The 16,474-nt window shown below is 58.2% G+C and carries 12 protein-coding genes and 1 pseudogene; 7 read left to right on the top strand and 6 right to left on the bottom strand.

Annotation, left to right across the window (positions count from 1 at the left end):
* Nucleotides 1-230 (top strand): hypothetical protein (locus CU103_RS31810; RefSeq protein ID WP_210203834.1); only part of this gene is annotated, 230 nt, incomplete at its 5' end.
* 82 nt (nucleotides 231-312) lie between these two features.
* Here CU103_RS31810 and CU103_RS24765 read toward each other — a convergent pair.
* The 3 genes from CU103_RS24765 to CU103_RS24755 form a co-directional block, all read right to left on the bottom strand.
* Nucleotides 313-2,766: a class I SAM-dependent methyltransferase gene (locus CU103_RS24765; protein WP_245448988.1), complete on the bottom strand. Its 2,454-nt coding sequence runs from the start codon at nucleotides 2,764-2,766 to the stop codon at nucleotides 313-315.
* 14 nt (nucleotides 2,767-2,780) lie between these two features.
* Nucleotides 2,781-3,533 carry a protein-L-isoaspartate(D-aspartate) O-methyltransferase gene (locus CU103_RS24760; RefSeq protein ID WP_106666680.1) on the bottom strand — a complete coding sequence of 251 codons (753 nt, stop codon included), beginning with the start codon at nucleotides 3,531-3,533 and terminating at the stop codon, nucleotides 2,781-2,783.
* Nucleotides 3,534-4,345: 812 nt separating this feature from the next.
* The gene (locus tag CU103_RS24755; RefSeq protein ID WP_106666679.1) at nucleotides 4,346-4,564 is read right to left on the bottom strand and encodes a hypothetical protein; all 219 of its coding nucleotides are present in this window, start codon (nucleotides 4,562-4,564) and stop codon (nucleotides 4,346-4,348) included.
* 415 nt (nucleotides 4,565-4,979) lie between these two features.
* Here CU103_RS24755 and CU103_RS24745 point away from each other — a divergent pair, with 415 nt between their 5' ends.
* Nucleotides 4,980-5,630, top strand: a complete 651-nt coding sequence (locus CU103_RS24745) for a glutathione S-transferase family protein (RefSeq protein WP_106666677.1) — start codon at nucleotides 4,980-4,982, stop codon at nucleotides 5,628-5,630.
* A gap of 174 nt (nucleotides 5,631-5,804) precedes the next feature.
* Here the strand turns inward: CU103_RS24745 and CU103_RS24740 are convergent, their stop codons facing one another.
* The 3 genes from CU103_RS24740 to CU103_RS24725 all read right to left on the bottom strand — a co-directional run bounded on the left by CU103_RS24740 (nucleotide 5,805) and on the right by CU103_RS24725 (nucleotide 10,937).
* A complete protein-coding gene (locus tag CU103_RS24740; RefSeq protein ID WP_106666676.1) occupies nucleotides 5,805-6,692 on the bottom strand; it encodes an alpha/beta hydrolase in 888 nt (295 codons plus the stop codon).
* Between the two features lie 278 nt (nucleotides 6,693-6,970).
* The gene (locus CU103_RS24735; RefSeq protein WP_106666675.1) at nucleotides 6,971-8,977 is read right to left on the bottom strand and encodes an ABC transporter ATP-binding protein/permease; all 2,007 of its coding nucleotides are present in this window, start codon (nucleotides 8,975-8,977) and stop codon (nucleotides 6,971-6,973) included.
* 430 nt (nucleotides 8,978-9,407) lie between these two features.
* Nucleotides 9,408-10,937, bottom strand: coding sequence for a trimethylamine methyltransferase family protein (locus tag CU103_RS24725; protein WP_245448987.1), 1,530 nt, complete (start codon nucleotides 10,935-10,937; stop codon nucleotides 9,408-9,410).
* An 893-nt stretch (nucleotides 10,938-11,830) separates the two neighbouring features.
* Here CU103_RS24725 and CU103_RS24720 point away from each other — a divergent pair.
* From CU103_RS24720 to CU103_RS24695, 5 genes and pseudogenes are all read left to right on the top strand, one after another.
* Nucleotides 11,831-13,393: a DHA2 family efflux MFS transporter permease subunit gene (locus CU103_RS24720; protein WP_106666673.1), complete on the top strand. Its 1,563-nt coding sequence runs from the start codon at nucleotides 11,831-11,833 to the stop codon at nucleotides 13,391-13,393.
* A 610-nt stretch (nucleotides 13,394-14,003) separates the two neighbouring features.
* Complete coding sequence (locus CU103_RS24715) at nucleotides 14,004-14,603, top strand: YdeI/OmpD-associated family protein (RefSeq protein WP_106666672.1); 600 nt, start codon at nucleotides 14,004-14,006, stop codon at nucleotides 14,601-14,603.
* 9 nt (nucleotides 14,604-14,612) lie between these two features.
* Nucleotides 14,613-14,806: pseudogene (locus CU103_RS32260) on the top strand (MarR family transcriptional regulator); the annotation flags it as partial.
* Between the two features lie 352 nt (nucleotides 14,807-15,158).
* Nucleotides 15,159-15,851, top strand: a complete 693-nt coding sequence (locus tag CU103_RS24700) for an RNA polymerase sigma factor (protein ID WP_106666670.1) — start codon at nucleotides 15,159-15,161, stop codon at nucleotides 15,849-15,851.
* A gap of 92 nt (nucleotides 15,852-15,943) precedes the next feature.
* The gene (locus CU103_RS24695) at nucleotides 15,944-16,468 is read left to right on the top strand and encodes a DUF4142 domain-containing protein (RefSeq protein WP_106666669.1); all 525 of its coding nucleotides are present in this window, start codon (nucleotides 15,944-15,946) and stop codon (nucleotides 16,466-16,468) included.
* Nucleotides 16,469-16,474 lie beyond the last annotated feature (6 nt).

The raw sequence follows: 16,474 nt of genomic DNA, 5'->3' as shown, positions 1-16,474 counted from the left end.
CGGGCCGGCCGTTGCGGGAGGACGATCGAGCCGAGCACCGCGAGGCGGTCTCCGGTCAGACATGCCCCATCGCGGCCGCTGGGGGCGAGCCTTATGCTGACGCCAAAGGAAATAGACGATTGCCGCCCTCGGCGCGCAGCCGCCTCGGCCGGCATTCGCTAAACGCCATCCTGCCCCTCGCCCGGCAGGCTTGGCCTCCGGCACCGCACCAATCGGTTGAACCCGAATGACAGCAACACTGGTGCTTGGAGCAATCGCTGGGTCATGGCCGATGATCCGGTGAGTGATCGGGGCGTAGCGCGGGCCCGCACCTCAGGAACCCTGTGGATCGGATATCCTCTTCGCAAGCAAGGCTGCGTCCAGCGGACCGGCGAGTAAGGCCGGGGCGACTAGATAGAGGATCGTGGCGATCGTCACGACGCCAGTGAACCCGACATGCATTGCAAGCAGTGCGGCGAGGATTGCGCTCAGCACCGACGCACAGCCATTGATCCCCCACGCCCAGGGAATAAGCGCCTCTGAGCGTGCGCCAACGTAGCCGAGGCCGAGGGGGAACGGCATGCCCATGAAGACGGCGAGTGGGGCTATGAGGAGAAGTGTGATCGCGATCTTCGCGGCATCCGGTAGTGCCAGCAGTCGTTCGAATATCAGGGGCAGCGCGAGTAGGTAGGTGGCAGCGAGCAATGCGATCACCACGACGGCGAGTGTAATGCCGCGGACCGCTGATCCGCGTCCAACCGCCGCCATCCAGCGTGCCGCTATGGCGCTACCCAAACCTGCGAAGGCAAGAAAACCCGCGAGCACGACAGCGACAGCGTAGAGCGGATGGCCAAGGAACAGCAGGAAGCGCTGGACGAAGGCTATCTCGATGAAGAGGAAGGCCAGGCCCAAAGCAAGAAAATACAGACCGAAGCGCAACCGGCGTTCGGCTCTCGGGGGTGCACGCCGACGAAGCCAGAGCGGGAAAAGGATGAGGACGGCGCTGAGGACAGCGGCCTGGACGAGCGTTGTCACCAGGATCAGGTAGCCCCAGTCGAGCATCGCTGCTCCACCTTGGGTGCGCAGTGTCAGGAGTTCGGGCAGGGCGCGCCAGCGGAAAAAGTCGAAGAAATACGGCCGATTGTCAGTGGCCGGTGAAATATCAAACTTGTATCGTTCGGTGAAGCCGGCTCGCCCAGGGCCGAGGAGAGCGAGGGCTCCCTCGTAGAGATATTCCTGGTCGAGTTGGTTGTAGCGGTTCACGTCGCTCGTGGAGATGCCCGGCGCCCAGGAGATGTCAAAGAAATTCTCGGCTGCGAAGCGGCGAATTGCTGCGACGTCTTCGCCTATGAACGGCGCCTTGGCGACAAGCAGGGTTGCAGTGTTCCAGCTCCTGATCAGAGCCAGGTGCGTGCCTGGCTCAGCCACGCCATCCGCCTCAAGCGCTGCGGTAGCAGTGGCGAACAGCTTGAGGATGTCGCGCGGCGGCACCCGCAGCCATCGCGTGATGGCGATGACTCCCTCCGGTTTGAGCACCGTTAGGTAGTCTCGCAGTGCTTCTACGGTGTAGGTGTAGTTCTCATGCATGCTCTGCACGCCGGCCGCGGCCGCGCTGAAGGAGTCAAGGAGCGGCATTTGGATCAGGTCGTAACGCTCGTCAGTCGTCGCAGCGAAGGCGCGTGCCTCGGCTAGATGTACATGGACGTTCGGTCGGCTGAAGATGCCACCGGCGAAGTCGGCGAAGCGATTCCGAACCAGGTCGATCATCTGCGGGTTGACCTCTACCGCATCCACGGTATCGGCCCCGGCGCGCAGCGCCAGCAACACCTGCTCGCCGCCGCCGGCACCGAGGATTAGCATTCGCGGCCGCTCAAGAATGCGGTACGGGAGCGCCGCTGTTGTCCGGTCGAGATAAGCGAGCGTCGCCGGAGCGCCGTCATAGGCGGTGATGGTCGTAATACTTTCGCCATCGGTGAAGACCGCGAGTTGTGCGAGCGGCTCTTGCGTGTTGGCGAGGCTAAGGCCGGGCACGTGTCGGAAAGGGACGGTCGGGCTCTCGACGATAGTCAGCAGTCCGAGCGGGCTCGATCGCTCCTCGACCACTCGCGCGTTCGGCACTTCGAGTGCCATGCGGAGGCCCTTGTACTGCGACATATGCGGGTCGGGGGCTGTCCAGGAAGGTGGTAGCCACACCGCGATGGCCGCGGCTGCAAGCCCGAGGCTGCCCGCGGCGAGCCACCGATGGCGAGCCATGCCCGTCGCGGAGAGGGCAGCTGCCACGAAGCCCAGGGCTGCGATCAAGCGCAGCGCCACGGAGGGAAAGACCAGGAACAAGAGCCCGACGGTGCCTAACGCACCGGCGCCTGCGCCAACCAGGTCGAAGGCATAGACGCGCCCGATCCGGTCAGGATGGCGGCTGAAGGCAAGGCCGATACAGGTTGCACCGAAAAAGAACGGCAGGAACAGGAGAGCATAGCTGGCCGCGAGCCAACCGAGCTGGCCTGGATTCCAGACGATCTCAAGCGGATTGAACGGCAGGCGTTCGGCACCGGCGAAGCTGGCCACCGCTGTAATGCCGAACAGCGCTGCCGACGCTGCGAAAGCGGCCGGATATCGCTCCACCAGGGGGCGACGGGCCAATGCAACGAATGAACCGCTTGCGCCGAAGCCCAGGAGCGCGATGCTTATGATCATATAGGCAAAATATTGCCATTGAACGATCGAAAAGAGCCGCATCAACAACACTTCGTAGGAAAGAGTCGCCGCCGATATGAGACCGACCGGCAACAGGCATCCCGCTCTCATCTGGCCCTACCGCCCCTCAGCGGCACAAAGCTCACCGGCAGCAGTTGCCGGGTCGTAATGCTTCCGTCCCGTCGCTTCTCGATCAGCATAAGAAACTGGGTCGCGAACGGGCCTCCCACGGGGACTACCATCCGGCCCCCCTTGGCGAGCTGTTCGACCAGGGGCGACGGGATGTGGCTGGCAGCGGCAGTCACCACGATGCCGTTGAAAGGCGCGTGCGCACGCCAACCATAGTAACCGTCGTCTACCTTCACCTCGACATTGTCGAAGCGCAGCTCCTTAAGTCGGGCCGCTGCCCTCTTACCCAGTTCTGGGATGATCTCAATCGAGTAAACCTTCGCTACGAGCGGCGACAAGACGGCCGCCTGATAGCCCGAGCCAGTGCCAACCTCAAGGACAACGTCACCAGGGCCAACATTGATCAGGTCGGTCATCAGCGCGACGATGAAGGGCTGCGAGATCGTCTGACCGTATCCGATCGGCAGTGGCCGATCCAAATAGGCCGCGCTGCGCTGCTGCTCGGGCACGAAAGAGTGTCGCGGCACCTTCCCCATGGTCTTCAGCACCGCCGCGTCGATGCCCTGGCCCTCGACCGCCGACGGCGCTGAGCGGGCGTGTAATTTGATCGCTTCGATCATCGCGGCACGCTCGGCGAGGCGATCCTGAGCAGGCGCGGATGTCGATATCACGGCAGCAGCACTCGCAAGAACCGCGGCCAGTAGTGCTTGGCACTGAGCCAGTGGACGCATGAACTCTCTCCCTCAAAAAAGCCGAAGACAGTTGGCGGCGGAGGGCAAGTTTGAGTTCGCTCCGCTCTCAGCCGCTCTCCGCCGGGACCTGGCGAGATTTCAATCGGCCTCGCGGAGGCGACCACGCCCGACTACCTTCCACTAAGATTGTACGATTTGTCTTGGGGAAATCCAGACGCCTATACGTCAGCGGGTTCTGCACCGAGGTCACCTTTCCTGAAGATGGCCAATCACGTCAGACAACATGAACCGTCAGCGAACGGGCCCTGGGCAAGCACGACGTTCGTTGCCTGGACGACATCTTTTGCCAGCACGCCCTTTGGAAGGAGGCTGAGGGGCGGAGATGCAAGGGCTGATGTAAACATACGGCAGGTCATTGGTCTCATGAAGTTCCTGTTCAGATTTTCGACTGAGATAGATTCGTGGCCACGGCATTTCGGTGGGGAATTATAGCAAGGACGGTCTATGCCCATTAAAGATCTGTCGACGGTGGCTTGAGACGGTCAAGCTCTTGCATGTGCCATGCTGCCATCAAAAACGGGCAACGAACCGGCGGACTTAATGCTGGATCTTCGTCCGCCGCATGCTGATCATCAGTTCAATAACCTTTTTCGATCGATTTCGACGAGGGGCGTAGGTTCAGGCACGGGGGTCAGGGGTCGCAGTTGACACGCTACCCGGCGGCAAACTTATTCTCGCCACGCAAAACCTGATCAGCGGGTGGTCACAGTATCAACCCTCGTCCGCATGGAGTGATCAGACAGGACTCGGGTTCGATAAAAGAAACACGAGTCATTGCACTATGGTTCACTTTACTTGCCAATTCGTGCAAGTCTTTCTTGCTCTTCAGATATCGCGTTCAGGATATATTTAACTGGTTCGAGAACACGAAAATTAGGATTGTCGCCAGCGCCGGTACCTGCGCAAATTATTGTACGCTCGTCCTCAGCGTCGCGGTAAAACCTGATGACATTCGACATATTAACGATAACTCGCTCGCTGTCTTCGCCTCGCGTGAGTTCCAACCACATGTCCGTATCCTCCGCAATCAGGCAGCCAAGGTGGCAAGCCACTCAAGATAAATAGATACCACTCCAAGCCGCGTCCATGGGGGATCATCGCGTTCGCCCCCGAACTCCATTCCCCTCAGCAAAACCGGGCGATCACGGGCATGGCGGAAGATGAAGAACTGAATCAGTCGAAGGAGAGCGTCCTGAGACGATTGATGTGCGGCTTTGGCGATGACCCTTGGAGCCAAGTTTCCACAACGTCATCAGAGACCGTTTCGAGAGTCTCCCAATAAAAAGTGCGATTGCAAAACTGGCCATGCGTAGCATTCCTGATAACGTCGCCATGTCATCGGACCGCGAGGATTAGCTCGAACACGGAATGTCGGAATTTTGTTTATTCAATCGTCTTCGAGAGAGACAGCTATGGAGAACAGCGATGACTATCACAATTACCGCCTTCGAACGGTCGCCCGATGGCGGCAAGGGTCTGGCGCGTGACATGCGCGTTCGCTGGGCGCTTGAAGAAGTGGGCCAGCCTTACGACGTTCGTCTTCTTTCGTTCAAAGCGATGAAGGAACCCGCGCATCTTGCGCTTCATCCTTTCGGGCAAATTCCGACCTATGAAGAAGGCGATCTCGCTCTGTTCGAGTCGGGGGCAATCGTGTTCCACATCGCGGAGCGCCATGTGGGTCTGCTGCCAGATGATGCGAATGCCCGGGCGCGCGCGATCTCATGGATGTTTGCCGCGCTCACCACGCTGGAGCCGCCAATCGTTGATCGCGAGGTCGCCAGTTACCTCGAGGGCGACGAGACTTGGTACGAGCAGCGCCTGTCTGCCGTCGAGGAACGCATCCGGAAGCGACTGAGCGAACTCTCCGGTCGAATTGGCGATGCCGACTGGCTCGACGGCGACTTCAGCGTCGGCGACCTTCAGATGGTGTCGGTGCTGCTCAGATTGAAACGATCGGGTATACTGGACGAGTATCCGAACCTCTCCGCCTACATCGCCCGCGGCGAAGCACGGCCCGCATACAAGCGCGCTTTCGACGCTCAGTTGGCAGTTTTCACAGCCGCATCGACCGGCTGAGAAGGTCCTCTTTGAAGCACGCACAATGCGCCTTGATGTCGAACCGAACCAAAGGCCTATTCAATGCGGTGTTGAGAAGTTCGGCTCAGCAACATCCACTATGCGACATTCGGAGCACAGATCGGGCATATCACCCTGACGCCTGCCGGCTCGTCGGTATCGGCAGGGGGCGCTTCAAGTTGCCAGTCGTTCGTTGATGAACGCGCCAGCTGAGGCGATCGCCATTCGCCCCGAAATCAGTCGTGCCGCCCACAGATGCCAAGCGTGGATCATGTGTGGCCAGATCTCGAGACTTGTCGCCACGTTGACCGCCCCGAGCCGGCGGGCGATCCGCATTGCATCGTCGAGGAGCGTCTCGGCCGAACCAACCTGGATGAGGATCGGCGGGAGCCCTGCGAGATCGGCATGGAGCGGCGAAGCGAGCGGCTCGCGAGCGCTGGTCCCGCCGAGATAAGCGTCCGCGAGCTCTTCGAGATAGTCGCGGTGAATCAGCGGATCGACGGCATCCTTCTCGTCCATACTCGCACCGGTCATTTCGAGATCGACCCAAGGCGATACCAACCAAGCACAACCGGGCAGCGGTTTGCCGGCCTCACGCAAACGTATCATGGTCGCCAGCGTCAGCCCGCCGCCAGCACTGTCGCCGCCGACCGCGATTGACGCCGCCGGGATCCCTTGAGCGAGCAGGAACTCGAACGCGGCAAGCCCATCGTCTAGCGCAGCCGGAAACGGGTTCTCCGGCGCGAGCCGGTAACCGAGTGCAAGCGTGCGGACGCGCGCCGCGCGACCGGTCTCGGCGACCATCCTGCGATGGCTTTGGATCGATCCGGAACAATAGCCGCCGCCATGGAAAAACAGCAGCGTCTTGGTCGTATCGCTTCCCGGTGCCAGCGACCATTCTGCGTCAAGCATGCCGACCATTTGAGGTTTGAACTGGATATCGGGCGCGATCGGATCTGCGGCTGCCACGAGATCGAGGCGCTGGCGACGTTCGGCGAGGCTCGAGGGTCGCGGACGGGATTGCAAGAGCGCCCTGACCGCATCGATTTCGTTTTCGTGCATTGTCGCTACCTCCGTGACCTGAATTTGAAGATGATCAAAACAATCGCCCCTCAGTGATCGCTCTGGGAAGACAGCGGAAAAGATAGCACAGGCCCACAGATTGAGCGGTCCTGACACTGTACGTCCAAAGCGTCCGAAGTGTAATGCGAGCAATAAACCTTCCTCGAAAATGCCGGTAATAAGCGGATTCTTTGTTGAACCTGATTTGTACCAAAAATTCTTCTACAATCGCTGCGCCATAAGAATGTCCGGCCTCGCGTCCAGAAGCCGTCCTACTGTCAACTCCGGACGGATGACCTGTGTCGCCCAGAGATGCTTCTTGGGTGCCTCAGAAGGCGTTCCAGCACGTTCCGTCTGCTCTTGCGCTGACCAAGATCGATATCGCTGACAAGCTTTGCGCCGCCCTCGCGGCGCTCCAATGTGATCTTGCGGCTATGGAAAGCTTCCAGCTCGGCTCGATGCGCGACGCTTATTATGGTGACCTTGGGCAATTCGTGGATGAGCATCTCCATCATCTTGTCCTGGCTTTTCTCATCGAGTGCTGAGGTCGCTTCATCCAACACGATGATGTCGGGAGTGTGCAGCAGGAGGCGCGCGAACGCGAGCCGCTGTTTTTCGCCACCCGACAAGGTCTGGTCCCATGGCGCGTCTTCCTCGATCTTGCCATTCAGATAACCGAGTCCCACCTTATCGAGAGCCGCGTTGATCTTCTCCAACGTCCAGTTATCGGCGGCGCCGGGATAGGCAACTGCACGGCGAAGCGTCCCGGAGGGGATATACGGCCGTTGCGGTAACATGAACAGTCGTCTGTCGGCGTGGAAATTAACACTGCCCTCACCCCAGGGCCACAGACCTGCGACGGCCCGCACCAGTGTGCTCTTGCCTGAACCGGACTCGCCGGCCACAAGCACCCGTTCGCCTGGCTCGACCACGACCTCGGTTTCCTTGACCACGGCGGTGCCGTCGTCAAGCGACACGGAGAGATTGTTCAAGCTGAGCATCGCATCGCCTTCCGTTTCGCCGCGCCTGATACGTCCGAAGGCGTCGCTCTGTTCCGCGCGCTCGAGGCCGTCGAGCGACATCATCAGCGAAGCGATGCGCCGTGCACAGGCGTTCCAATCGGCGAGACGAGGGTAGTTGTCGACCAGCCATCCAAACGCGCCCTGCACGATGGCAAAGGCAGAGGCAGCCTGCATTACCTGTCCAAGTGTCATGCTACCTTCGAGAAATTTCGGAGCGCAAAGCAAAACCGGCACGACCGGCGCAAAAAGGCTCGCCCCCTGCGAGACCAGCGCTGTGCGCATATGCTGGCCCGTAAGAAGGGCCCATCGCCTGAGCACATTGGCGAACGTCTTGTCGATGCCGCTACGCTCCTCCTCCTCGCCGCCGAGCAATGCGATACTCTCGCCGTTTTCCCGCACGCGCGTCAGCGTATAGCGGAATTCGGCTTCCGCCTGATTTTTTTCCTCGGAGAGATGGATGAAACGGCGGCCAATGACCGCCATCGAGGTGGACGTGATCGCGGCGTAGAGTATCGCAGTGATGACGAGGAAGCCGGGAACAGTGACGGTGGAACCTGCGATCGTCAGGGTCAGGGCCCCGCCGATGGTCCAGAGCACGACGATGAAGGTCGAGGCCGACAGAAATGCGGAGATGACACCCGCGATGAAATCGACGGGCGATTCGGTGGCAATCCGCAAATCATCCGCGATGCGGGCTTCGGGGTTCGTGTGGTCGCCGCCGACGAGGTTTAACTGATAGTAACGGCCGTTTGCGAGCCAACGCGCGATGACTGCGGTCGTGAGCCAGGAACGCCAGCGGCGCTGAATCGTCATACGAAGGAAGACTTGTGCAACAACCAGGCTCCCGGTTCCGAGCACGAGCGGCAGGAAAACGGCGCTTAGGAAATAAACGGTGCGGGCATTGCGTTGCTCGATCGCGTCGAAAATTGCCCGATTCCAGACATTGATCCCGTACTGGAAGCCAACATTGATACATATCAGAATCAAAAGCCCGATTGATAGCGGCCAGGCGAGCCTATCGCCACCGCGGCCCCAATACTTGCGCGCGCTGATCCAGAAACGCGTCAGCAAGTACCTCTTGCGCGCCTGCTCGGCCTCCTCAGGCGTCAGTTTTGGATCAGGGTCGATGAAATCCGGCGGCGCGCCTTGGTCATCGGCCGCAGACGCGACTTTGACAGTCGATGCCTTCCCCTGGCGGGGCTTTTTAGCACCGCGTGGTTTGGCGCTGTCAATTGATTTCGACTTGGATTTGGCCCCGGACATAACGGCGATAACGACTTAAACAGCAAAAGGTTTCATGATGTCCGCTCAAGATCCGGCTGCCAACAGGTACCAGGGCCCCTTTCGGTATTGCAGTGTTCCAACAACCACGCCTAGGTCGAATGGCCGACTTGGCATGTTGCGGGCACTTTCAGCTCGCTGCCGAGTGTCGTGTACGTGTCAGGAAGGGACGCGTTAGCGCCGTCCGCACCTGAGTCAGAGATCGACCTGCTCGGAAGTTGCGAGACCGTCATTAACTTCGATCCCGAAATAGCGAACGCTGCTTTCAAGCTTGGTATGACTTGCATCAAGTATGATTCCCGCCACGATTCAAGCTAAGCGCCTTAGCGGGAAACCACGATAAGCACCGTTGTTGCGGTTGAGACATTATGGGATTTACGAAGCACGATTATCGGCCGGGCCATCTCCAGTTTCAGTACCAGCTATCAGCCATGGAGGCCTTGCGTCTTGCCACGAAGTCGCAAAGCGCTTCGTCAACGGAGACGTCGAGCGGTGGCGCTTCAAATTCCTCCAGCGTCTTCTTCCATTGGCGGTTTGCGCGAGTCGCAATGTCCGTTGACCCGCCTTCCTCGCTCCACTTCTCGAAGGGTTCGTTGTCCGACAGTGTCGAATCCCAAAAGGCGCTCTGATAGTTTCGCATCGTATGAGCTGAGCCGAGGAAGTGATTGCCGGGGCCGACCTCCTCGAATGCGTCGAATGCCAGCGTGTTATCATCGACTGCGACGCCCGCTAAATAGGAATGAAGAGCGCCGCAAAGGTCGGAGTCCATCACGAACTTCTCGTAGGACATGGACAGCAGCCCATCGAGGAAACCTGCCGAATGGAGGATAAAGTTCGCTCCGCACTGGATGGCCGACAGCATGGACATCAATCCTTCTTGCATGGCCTGACCATCGGGCAGTTTCGAATTTGAGAAGTTACCGGCACAGCGCAAAGGGAGTTTCAGCCGCCGTGCGAGCTGGCCGACGACCATGGAGCCGATGGCAGGTTCGGGGGTTCCGAATGTCGGCGATCCGGATCGTAGCGACATGGAAGACAGGAAGTTTCCGAAGATGACTGGGGCGCCCTTCCTTTCGAGCTGCGTCAAGGCGCAACCGGCGAGCGTCTCGGCAAGGGACTGTGCAATGGCTCCCGCATTGGTGACCGGTCCCATTGCACCACCAAGAATGAAGGGCACGACGACGGCAGCTTGGTTGGCGCGGGCGTAGGCGCGTAGAGACGTCGTCATGGTGCCGTCCCAGACCAGCGGGGAGTTCACATTGACGTTGCCCAGGATGACACAGCTCTGGTCGACGAACTCCGCACCGAAAAGGATGCGTGCCATTTCGACCGAGTCCTCCGCGCGCGCCTCCGCCGTCACCGATCCCATGAACGCGCGATCTGAATACTTGATATGGCTGTAAACCATGTCGAGGTGACGTTTGTTGACTGGAACGTCAACAGGTTCGCAGATCGTACCACCAGAATGGTGCAGCCAAGGGCTACTCTGGGCAAGCTTGATGAAGTTGCGAAAGTCCTCGATCGTGCCGTAGCGACGGCCTTTATCGAGATCCATGACGAAGGGCGAACCGTAGGCGGGCGAAAAGACGACATTATCGCCCCCGATTTGGACGTTGTTTGCAGGATTGCGGGCGTGCTGGGTGAACATACTCGGCGCGGAAGAGACGATTTCGCGAAGCATTCCCGGCTCGAAGCGGACAAGGACGCCGTCCACCTTGGCTCCGGCCCGCTTCCAGTGATCGACCGCAGCAGGATCGTCGCGAAACTCTATCCCGACCTCGGCCAGGATGCGGTCTGCCGTGCGCTCGATCTTCTGGAGGTTTTCTTCAGACAGAATGTCGTATGTCGGGATGTTTCGAACGATATAGGGCACACCGTGAGGTTTTGCCGCGCCATCGCGTCGCGCGCTTCGCCCACGTCTGGCGGCCTTTTCTGCGGTCATCGTAGCCTCCATAATTCTGTGTATAGGCTAGAACGACTTGAAGGCTTTGTAACGCAGGAAAAATTTGTCATTCAAGCCGTTCTGCGTGAAGGAGGCGTGCGCTGGCCTTGCGGCACCACGACGATTGTCTCGAGCGCGCAAAGACACGGACGAGCCAAGACGCCGCGTTCTTTATGGCCCACTATGGCGATCGCTATTCGAGCCCTCCTATGAACCGAAGAGCCGAGACGAACTTTTCTTAAAAGCGACTAATTTGGGACCCTAACGAAGTCCAAAAAATCCGAGTATGAACAGAACAATGACGACGGCTCCGACCAGCCAGATGAGGTTGTTCATGATATGCTCCTTGTCTGCAGCTTCCTAGCAGCGATGCCTGTAGGACTAGCGTCCACGGCCGACCAGCCGCCTCCGCCTAACGTCCGCGTCATATAATCGTTCCAATGGAGCTATCTGCAATGCGGAGGTCTGTTCGTAAAAATTTACATGCTGGGTCATATGGGCCCGTTACCGACCCTCTGTGGAGAGCGCTGTGTGCTGCTACCAATAAACTTATTAATGCCCATAACGCATAGCGAACCTTGGGCCGTTGGGGGAGCAGGTGAATGTAGCCTACACTGAAACAGGCGGCTTCCGACACACACACGGGAACAACCCAAGTGGAAGGCGATTCAAACTCAGGTCCTCCACCGCAGCGGATTGAACGAGGCAGGGAGGTCGAAGCCGGCCACCCACCTGACAGTTCATACTGTATGTTACTGGTGCTATGGTGCGGTAGCTCCTAGTGAATAGCTGACCCCTCCGTCCGCTGGACATCGGGTAAGGCCCATGCTGGACAGTTTGCATAGCGGCAATCCGTCAGTGAGAATTAGAATTGGCGCTATCGGAGTTCCGCGATGCCTCCCGATGCTAAGTCGATCGTTATAACACCTCCGACGGTGAGCACCTGGTTCGGTTTTGCCGCCCTGTGCATTGGCATGTTCATGGCAATCCTCGACGTACAGATCGTGTCAACGTCATTGCCGAACATTCAGCACGCTCTCGACATCGATCCCGATCAGATGAGCTGGATACAAACTGCCTATCTGATCGCAGAAGTGGTCGCCATACCGCTGAATGGCTTCTTGACCCGACTGCTCACGATGCGTTGGCTCTTTGTATGCGGGATAATCCTGTTCACACTCGCATCTGTCGGGTGCGCTTTGAGCGGCAATTTCTCAGAATTGCTTGCATGGCGTATTGTCCAAGGGCTCGCCGGCGGCGCGCTCATACCACTCATCTTCTCCGCGGTGTTCATTCTTTTTCCGGAAAATCTCCAAGGCATCGCCACGACCGCTGCCGGTGTCGTCGCAGTATTGGCACCCACTGTCGGTCCCATGGTGGGAGGCTGGATCACCGAATCATATTCCTGGCACTGGTTGTTTCTCATCAATGTCCTGCCGGGGATCACGGCGGCAGTTCTTGCAGCCACGCTATTGCCGCGCGAACAAACACGACTTGGTGAGATACGAAAGTTGGATTTAATCTCCCTTTTTATGATGGCGATCGCACTCGCCGCCATGGAAATCGCACTGAAGGAAGCGCCCAAGCGCGGTTGGACGGACGGTCAAGTCCTCGGCCTTGCCGTTCTCGGCGCTGCCAGCTTTGCCGGATTTGTCCATCGCACCTGGAGCAACCCGGTCCCTTTGGTGAACCTGCGCAACTTCAACGACCTCAACTTTACGATCGGGTGCGCCTTGAGCTTTCTGCTTGGGTTTGGCCTGTTCGGCTCGGTTTACCTGATGCCCGTATTCCTGGCTTACGTTCGTGGTCACAGCGCATTCATGATTGGGACGATGATGCTGGCAACGGGAGTAGCGCAAATCATCGTTGCCCCGATCGCTGTTTTTCTCGAGCAGCGCATGGATGCAAGGCTTCTCACGGCGCTGGGTTACTCGGTATTTGCCGTGGGTCTCGGATGCAGCGCGTTCCAAACACCGGCAACGGATGCCGACGAGATGTTTTGGCCTCAAATCATCCGAGGCGTTGCGGTGATGTTCTGCATTTTGGCGCCCACGCGTCTGGCGCTCGGAAATCTACCGCATCATCGGATACCCGACGCAAGTGGCCTGTTCAACCTCATGCGCAATCTGGGAGGCGCGCTCGGCTTGGCCCTGATCGATACCGTTATCTACTCGCGGGCATCCACGCATGGTGTAGATCTAGCAAATCGGCTGCTGGCTGGGGACCCGCAAACGGCACAGTTTGTCGGAATCCCACTCGACAAACTCCATGGCGAAGGCCTCGCCGGGTTTGGCGCGGGAGCCCAAGCCATATTCAGTCCTTTGGTAACGAAGGCAGCGCTTGTTGAGTCGATCAACGACGCTTGGGCGATGATCGCATTGATCACCCTCATTTCCCTCCTGGTCATTCCTTTCGCCCGTCCAGTGCGCAATGAAATGTATGGTGTGCCAACCTGACAAAATCCTGCAGCCCTCCTCGTATCGTTCGGCCCGCGGGTCGAATTTGCCCTCCTTTTGAGGGATCGCTCCCGTTTCTCAACCGATGATGATTTTAAAATGTGCGGCCGTTCTCAAGCGTCCGGATCACTGCGAATTGCTTCGACACGGGTTGTTACAGGAGGGTTTGCCATATGAGCCGGTCGGAACGTTGCGGCCAGCTAAATCCGGGCCGGGCCGCTGGTTGTATCTGCAAACACTGACCAGCGCGGATCGTAGACCGGGGCTGAAAGATGAGCACGATCAAAGCAGAGACAAGAGTGTCTTTGTGACGCTGACCAAGCAATCGCTTGCATGCGCTGCGGCGAGCGTTGTTCACCCCCCGGAGAAACGGTTCCCTGGAAAAGGCCGATAACTTGCGATTCACTTTGATAATGTAATTCCACGGTTTCAGTCGGGCCACGAAACCGATTTGGGATGTGGAAACTTCCTGCTAAATTTTGTTTCGATTCGCTAGGCGACAAACCAATTTGAACTAGGCGTTGCAAATTTGAAACCACAAGCAAGGAATGATTCGTGGAGCTGAAGGCTTGTCAAACATCCATGTTCCAGTCGCCATGGGATTTACCCAGTGACACTGGTGCGGGTTGATCCCGCCAAGGTTCATACGTTCGAGAGTGGCGAGAGCTTCTACGAATGGCTCGGCGAGCACCACGACAGCGAGGATGAGGTCTGGATCAAAATCCACAAGATGGGTTCCGGGCTCAAATCGATCACTCCCAAGGAGGCAATCGACGTGGCGCTCTGCTGGGGCTGGATCGACGCGATCCGCAAAGGCCTTGACAGCAAAAGCTATCTACAGCGCTACACGCGGCGCGGCAGGAAAAGTACTTGGAGCCAGATCAATGTCAACAACGTCGCTCGGCTCATAAGCGAAGGCCGGATGACGGAGCACGGGTTGAAGGAAGTTGATGCGGCAAGGGGAGATGGCCGGTGGGACCGCGCGTACGGGAGCGGCAAGGAAATGAAGATCCCGAGCGATCTTCAGGCTGCCATCGATGCCGAGCCTAGGGCTAAAGAGATGCTGGCGAAGCTAACCGAGCAGAACCGTTTCGCACTGGCCTTCCGCACGCACAACATGAAGACAGAGGCTGGGCGGAAGGAGAAGATCGAGACCTTCGTCGAGATGCTTAAGCGCGGGGAAACGCTTTACCCTCAGAAAAGGAAATGAGGCTGCCGGCGCCAGCGCGCTCCCGCTGACGAAAGGCAGGTTCGAGTAAGCCTGACGCCCGTTGCACGCGATCTACTTGACGCTGAACCTGCTGGGCCGCTGCCACCGGACTCGGAGAGGACTTTGTGACAGTGCAGAAATCTGTGAGGAGACTGTGGGACAATCTGCTGCGATTGACGTACTCTTTCCCGGGTAAAGGTTAGCTTTCCAACTTCGCGATATACTGTCGCATCCACGACGCGCTGTGTACGAAGTGGTCGATCATTCTGAGCGGCTGCTTCCCAAGGCACATGCCAGTCGGGGCTGGAGCGGTAGGACTGCCCCTTGTGCTGTGGTCTTCGTCATCCATAATCTCAATGTCCTTCCACCAAGGAGACTGAATCAGCACTTTAGCCCTGCTCAATGCTGAACGTTTCCAACAACGTCACAGCACCAATGGCGACTGCCGGATGCAATAGACAGCTCCAACAGGCTTAACTTGCATCATAAAAGAGGCGATGATCTGGGAACCTTTGCGCGCAAACATCATCTAATGCGTTGTAGAGGAGATTTGTCATGCCGGTTGTTCGCAATAAGAGAAACGCTGCCGAAGCTCCCGCTGGCGATATCGATCTTGTTCGCCGCGCGCTGACCCGCGACGCGGATGCATTTCGTACGATCATGCAGACCCACAACCGCAGACTCTACCGGCTTGCCAGAGCCATCGTCCGTAACGACGGCGAAGCCGAGGATATAGTCCAGGAGGCCTATGTCAGTGCTTTCACCGCCCTCGACAGTTTTGGTGGCGCTTCTTCACTCTCCACATGGCTTTCCCGTATCGTGATTAACGAAGCGCTCGGACGCCTGCGCAAGAATCGGCGTGCCTCTGCCGCCGCTGCAAAGATCGCCCAGAACTCAGCAGCGCAAATCATCCAGTTTCCCCTTAACACAAGCGAAGACCCGGAGCGGACGATGGCGCAACGGCAAATCCTCCAGCTGGTCGAAAGGGCGACCGACAATCTCCCGGACGCCTACCGGACAGTTTTCATCGCCAGGATCATCGAAGGACTGAGTATCGATGAGACGGCGGAACTGCTTTGTTTGCGGCCAGAGACTGTCAAGACAAGGCTGCACCGTGCCCGGCATCTTGTACGCAAACAAATTGACCAGCAGATCGGACCGATGCTACTGGACGCTTTCCCGTTTGCTGGCCGGCGCTGCGAGCGGATCACAGCCTCCGTCATGAAACGCCTCGGCTTTCCAGGCTAATTTTTCCGGGAACCTTTTCCCCGCGCGGCATCCAATGGTGGTCAATTGGAAACGATGCCCGGACCGTTTGTGTCCGGATGATGGAGGATCCCATGTTTACACGAACAACCACGGCATTGGCCATATTCTGTTTGCTGGGTGGCACATCCCTGACGCAAGCCGCCGACAAGCCAACCGACCCCCAGATCGCGCACATTGCCTACACTGCTGGCACCATTGATATCGAGGCGGCGAAGCTAGCGATCGAAAAATCTAAAAACAAGGATGTCATGGCTTTCGCCAATGACATGGTTCGCGACCATGAAGCGGTGAACAAACAAGCACTCGACCTTGTCAAGAAACTCAAAGTGACCCCTGAGGATAATGATACCAGTCGTGCCTTGGCCAAAGCAGCGGCGGCCGAAAAGGGCAAACTCTCAAAACTTAGCGGTGGTGCATTTGACAAAGCCTATGTCGAAAACGAGGTCGCCTACCACAAACAGGTAAATGGCGCGCTGGAAACAGTACTGATCCCGTCAGCGAGTAACTCTGAACTCAAGAGCCTGCTGGAAACTGGTCTGAAAATATTCCAGGGACACCAACAGCACGCCGAGCACGTTGCGTCTGAACTCAAGTAAGGGCAG

The organism is Phyllobacterium sophorae (genome assembly GCF_003010965.1).
GTDB lineage: Bacteria > Pseudomonadota > Alphaproteobacteria > Rhizobiales > Rhizobiaceae > Phyllobacterium > Phyllobacterium sophorae.
Note: the sequence above shows the minus strand (reverse complement) of the source record. Positions and strands in the feature narration are given on the sequence as shown.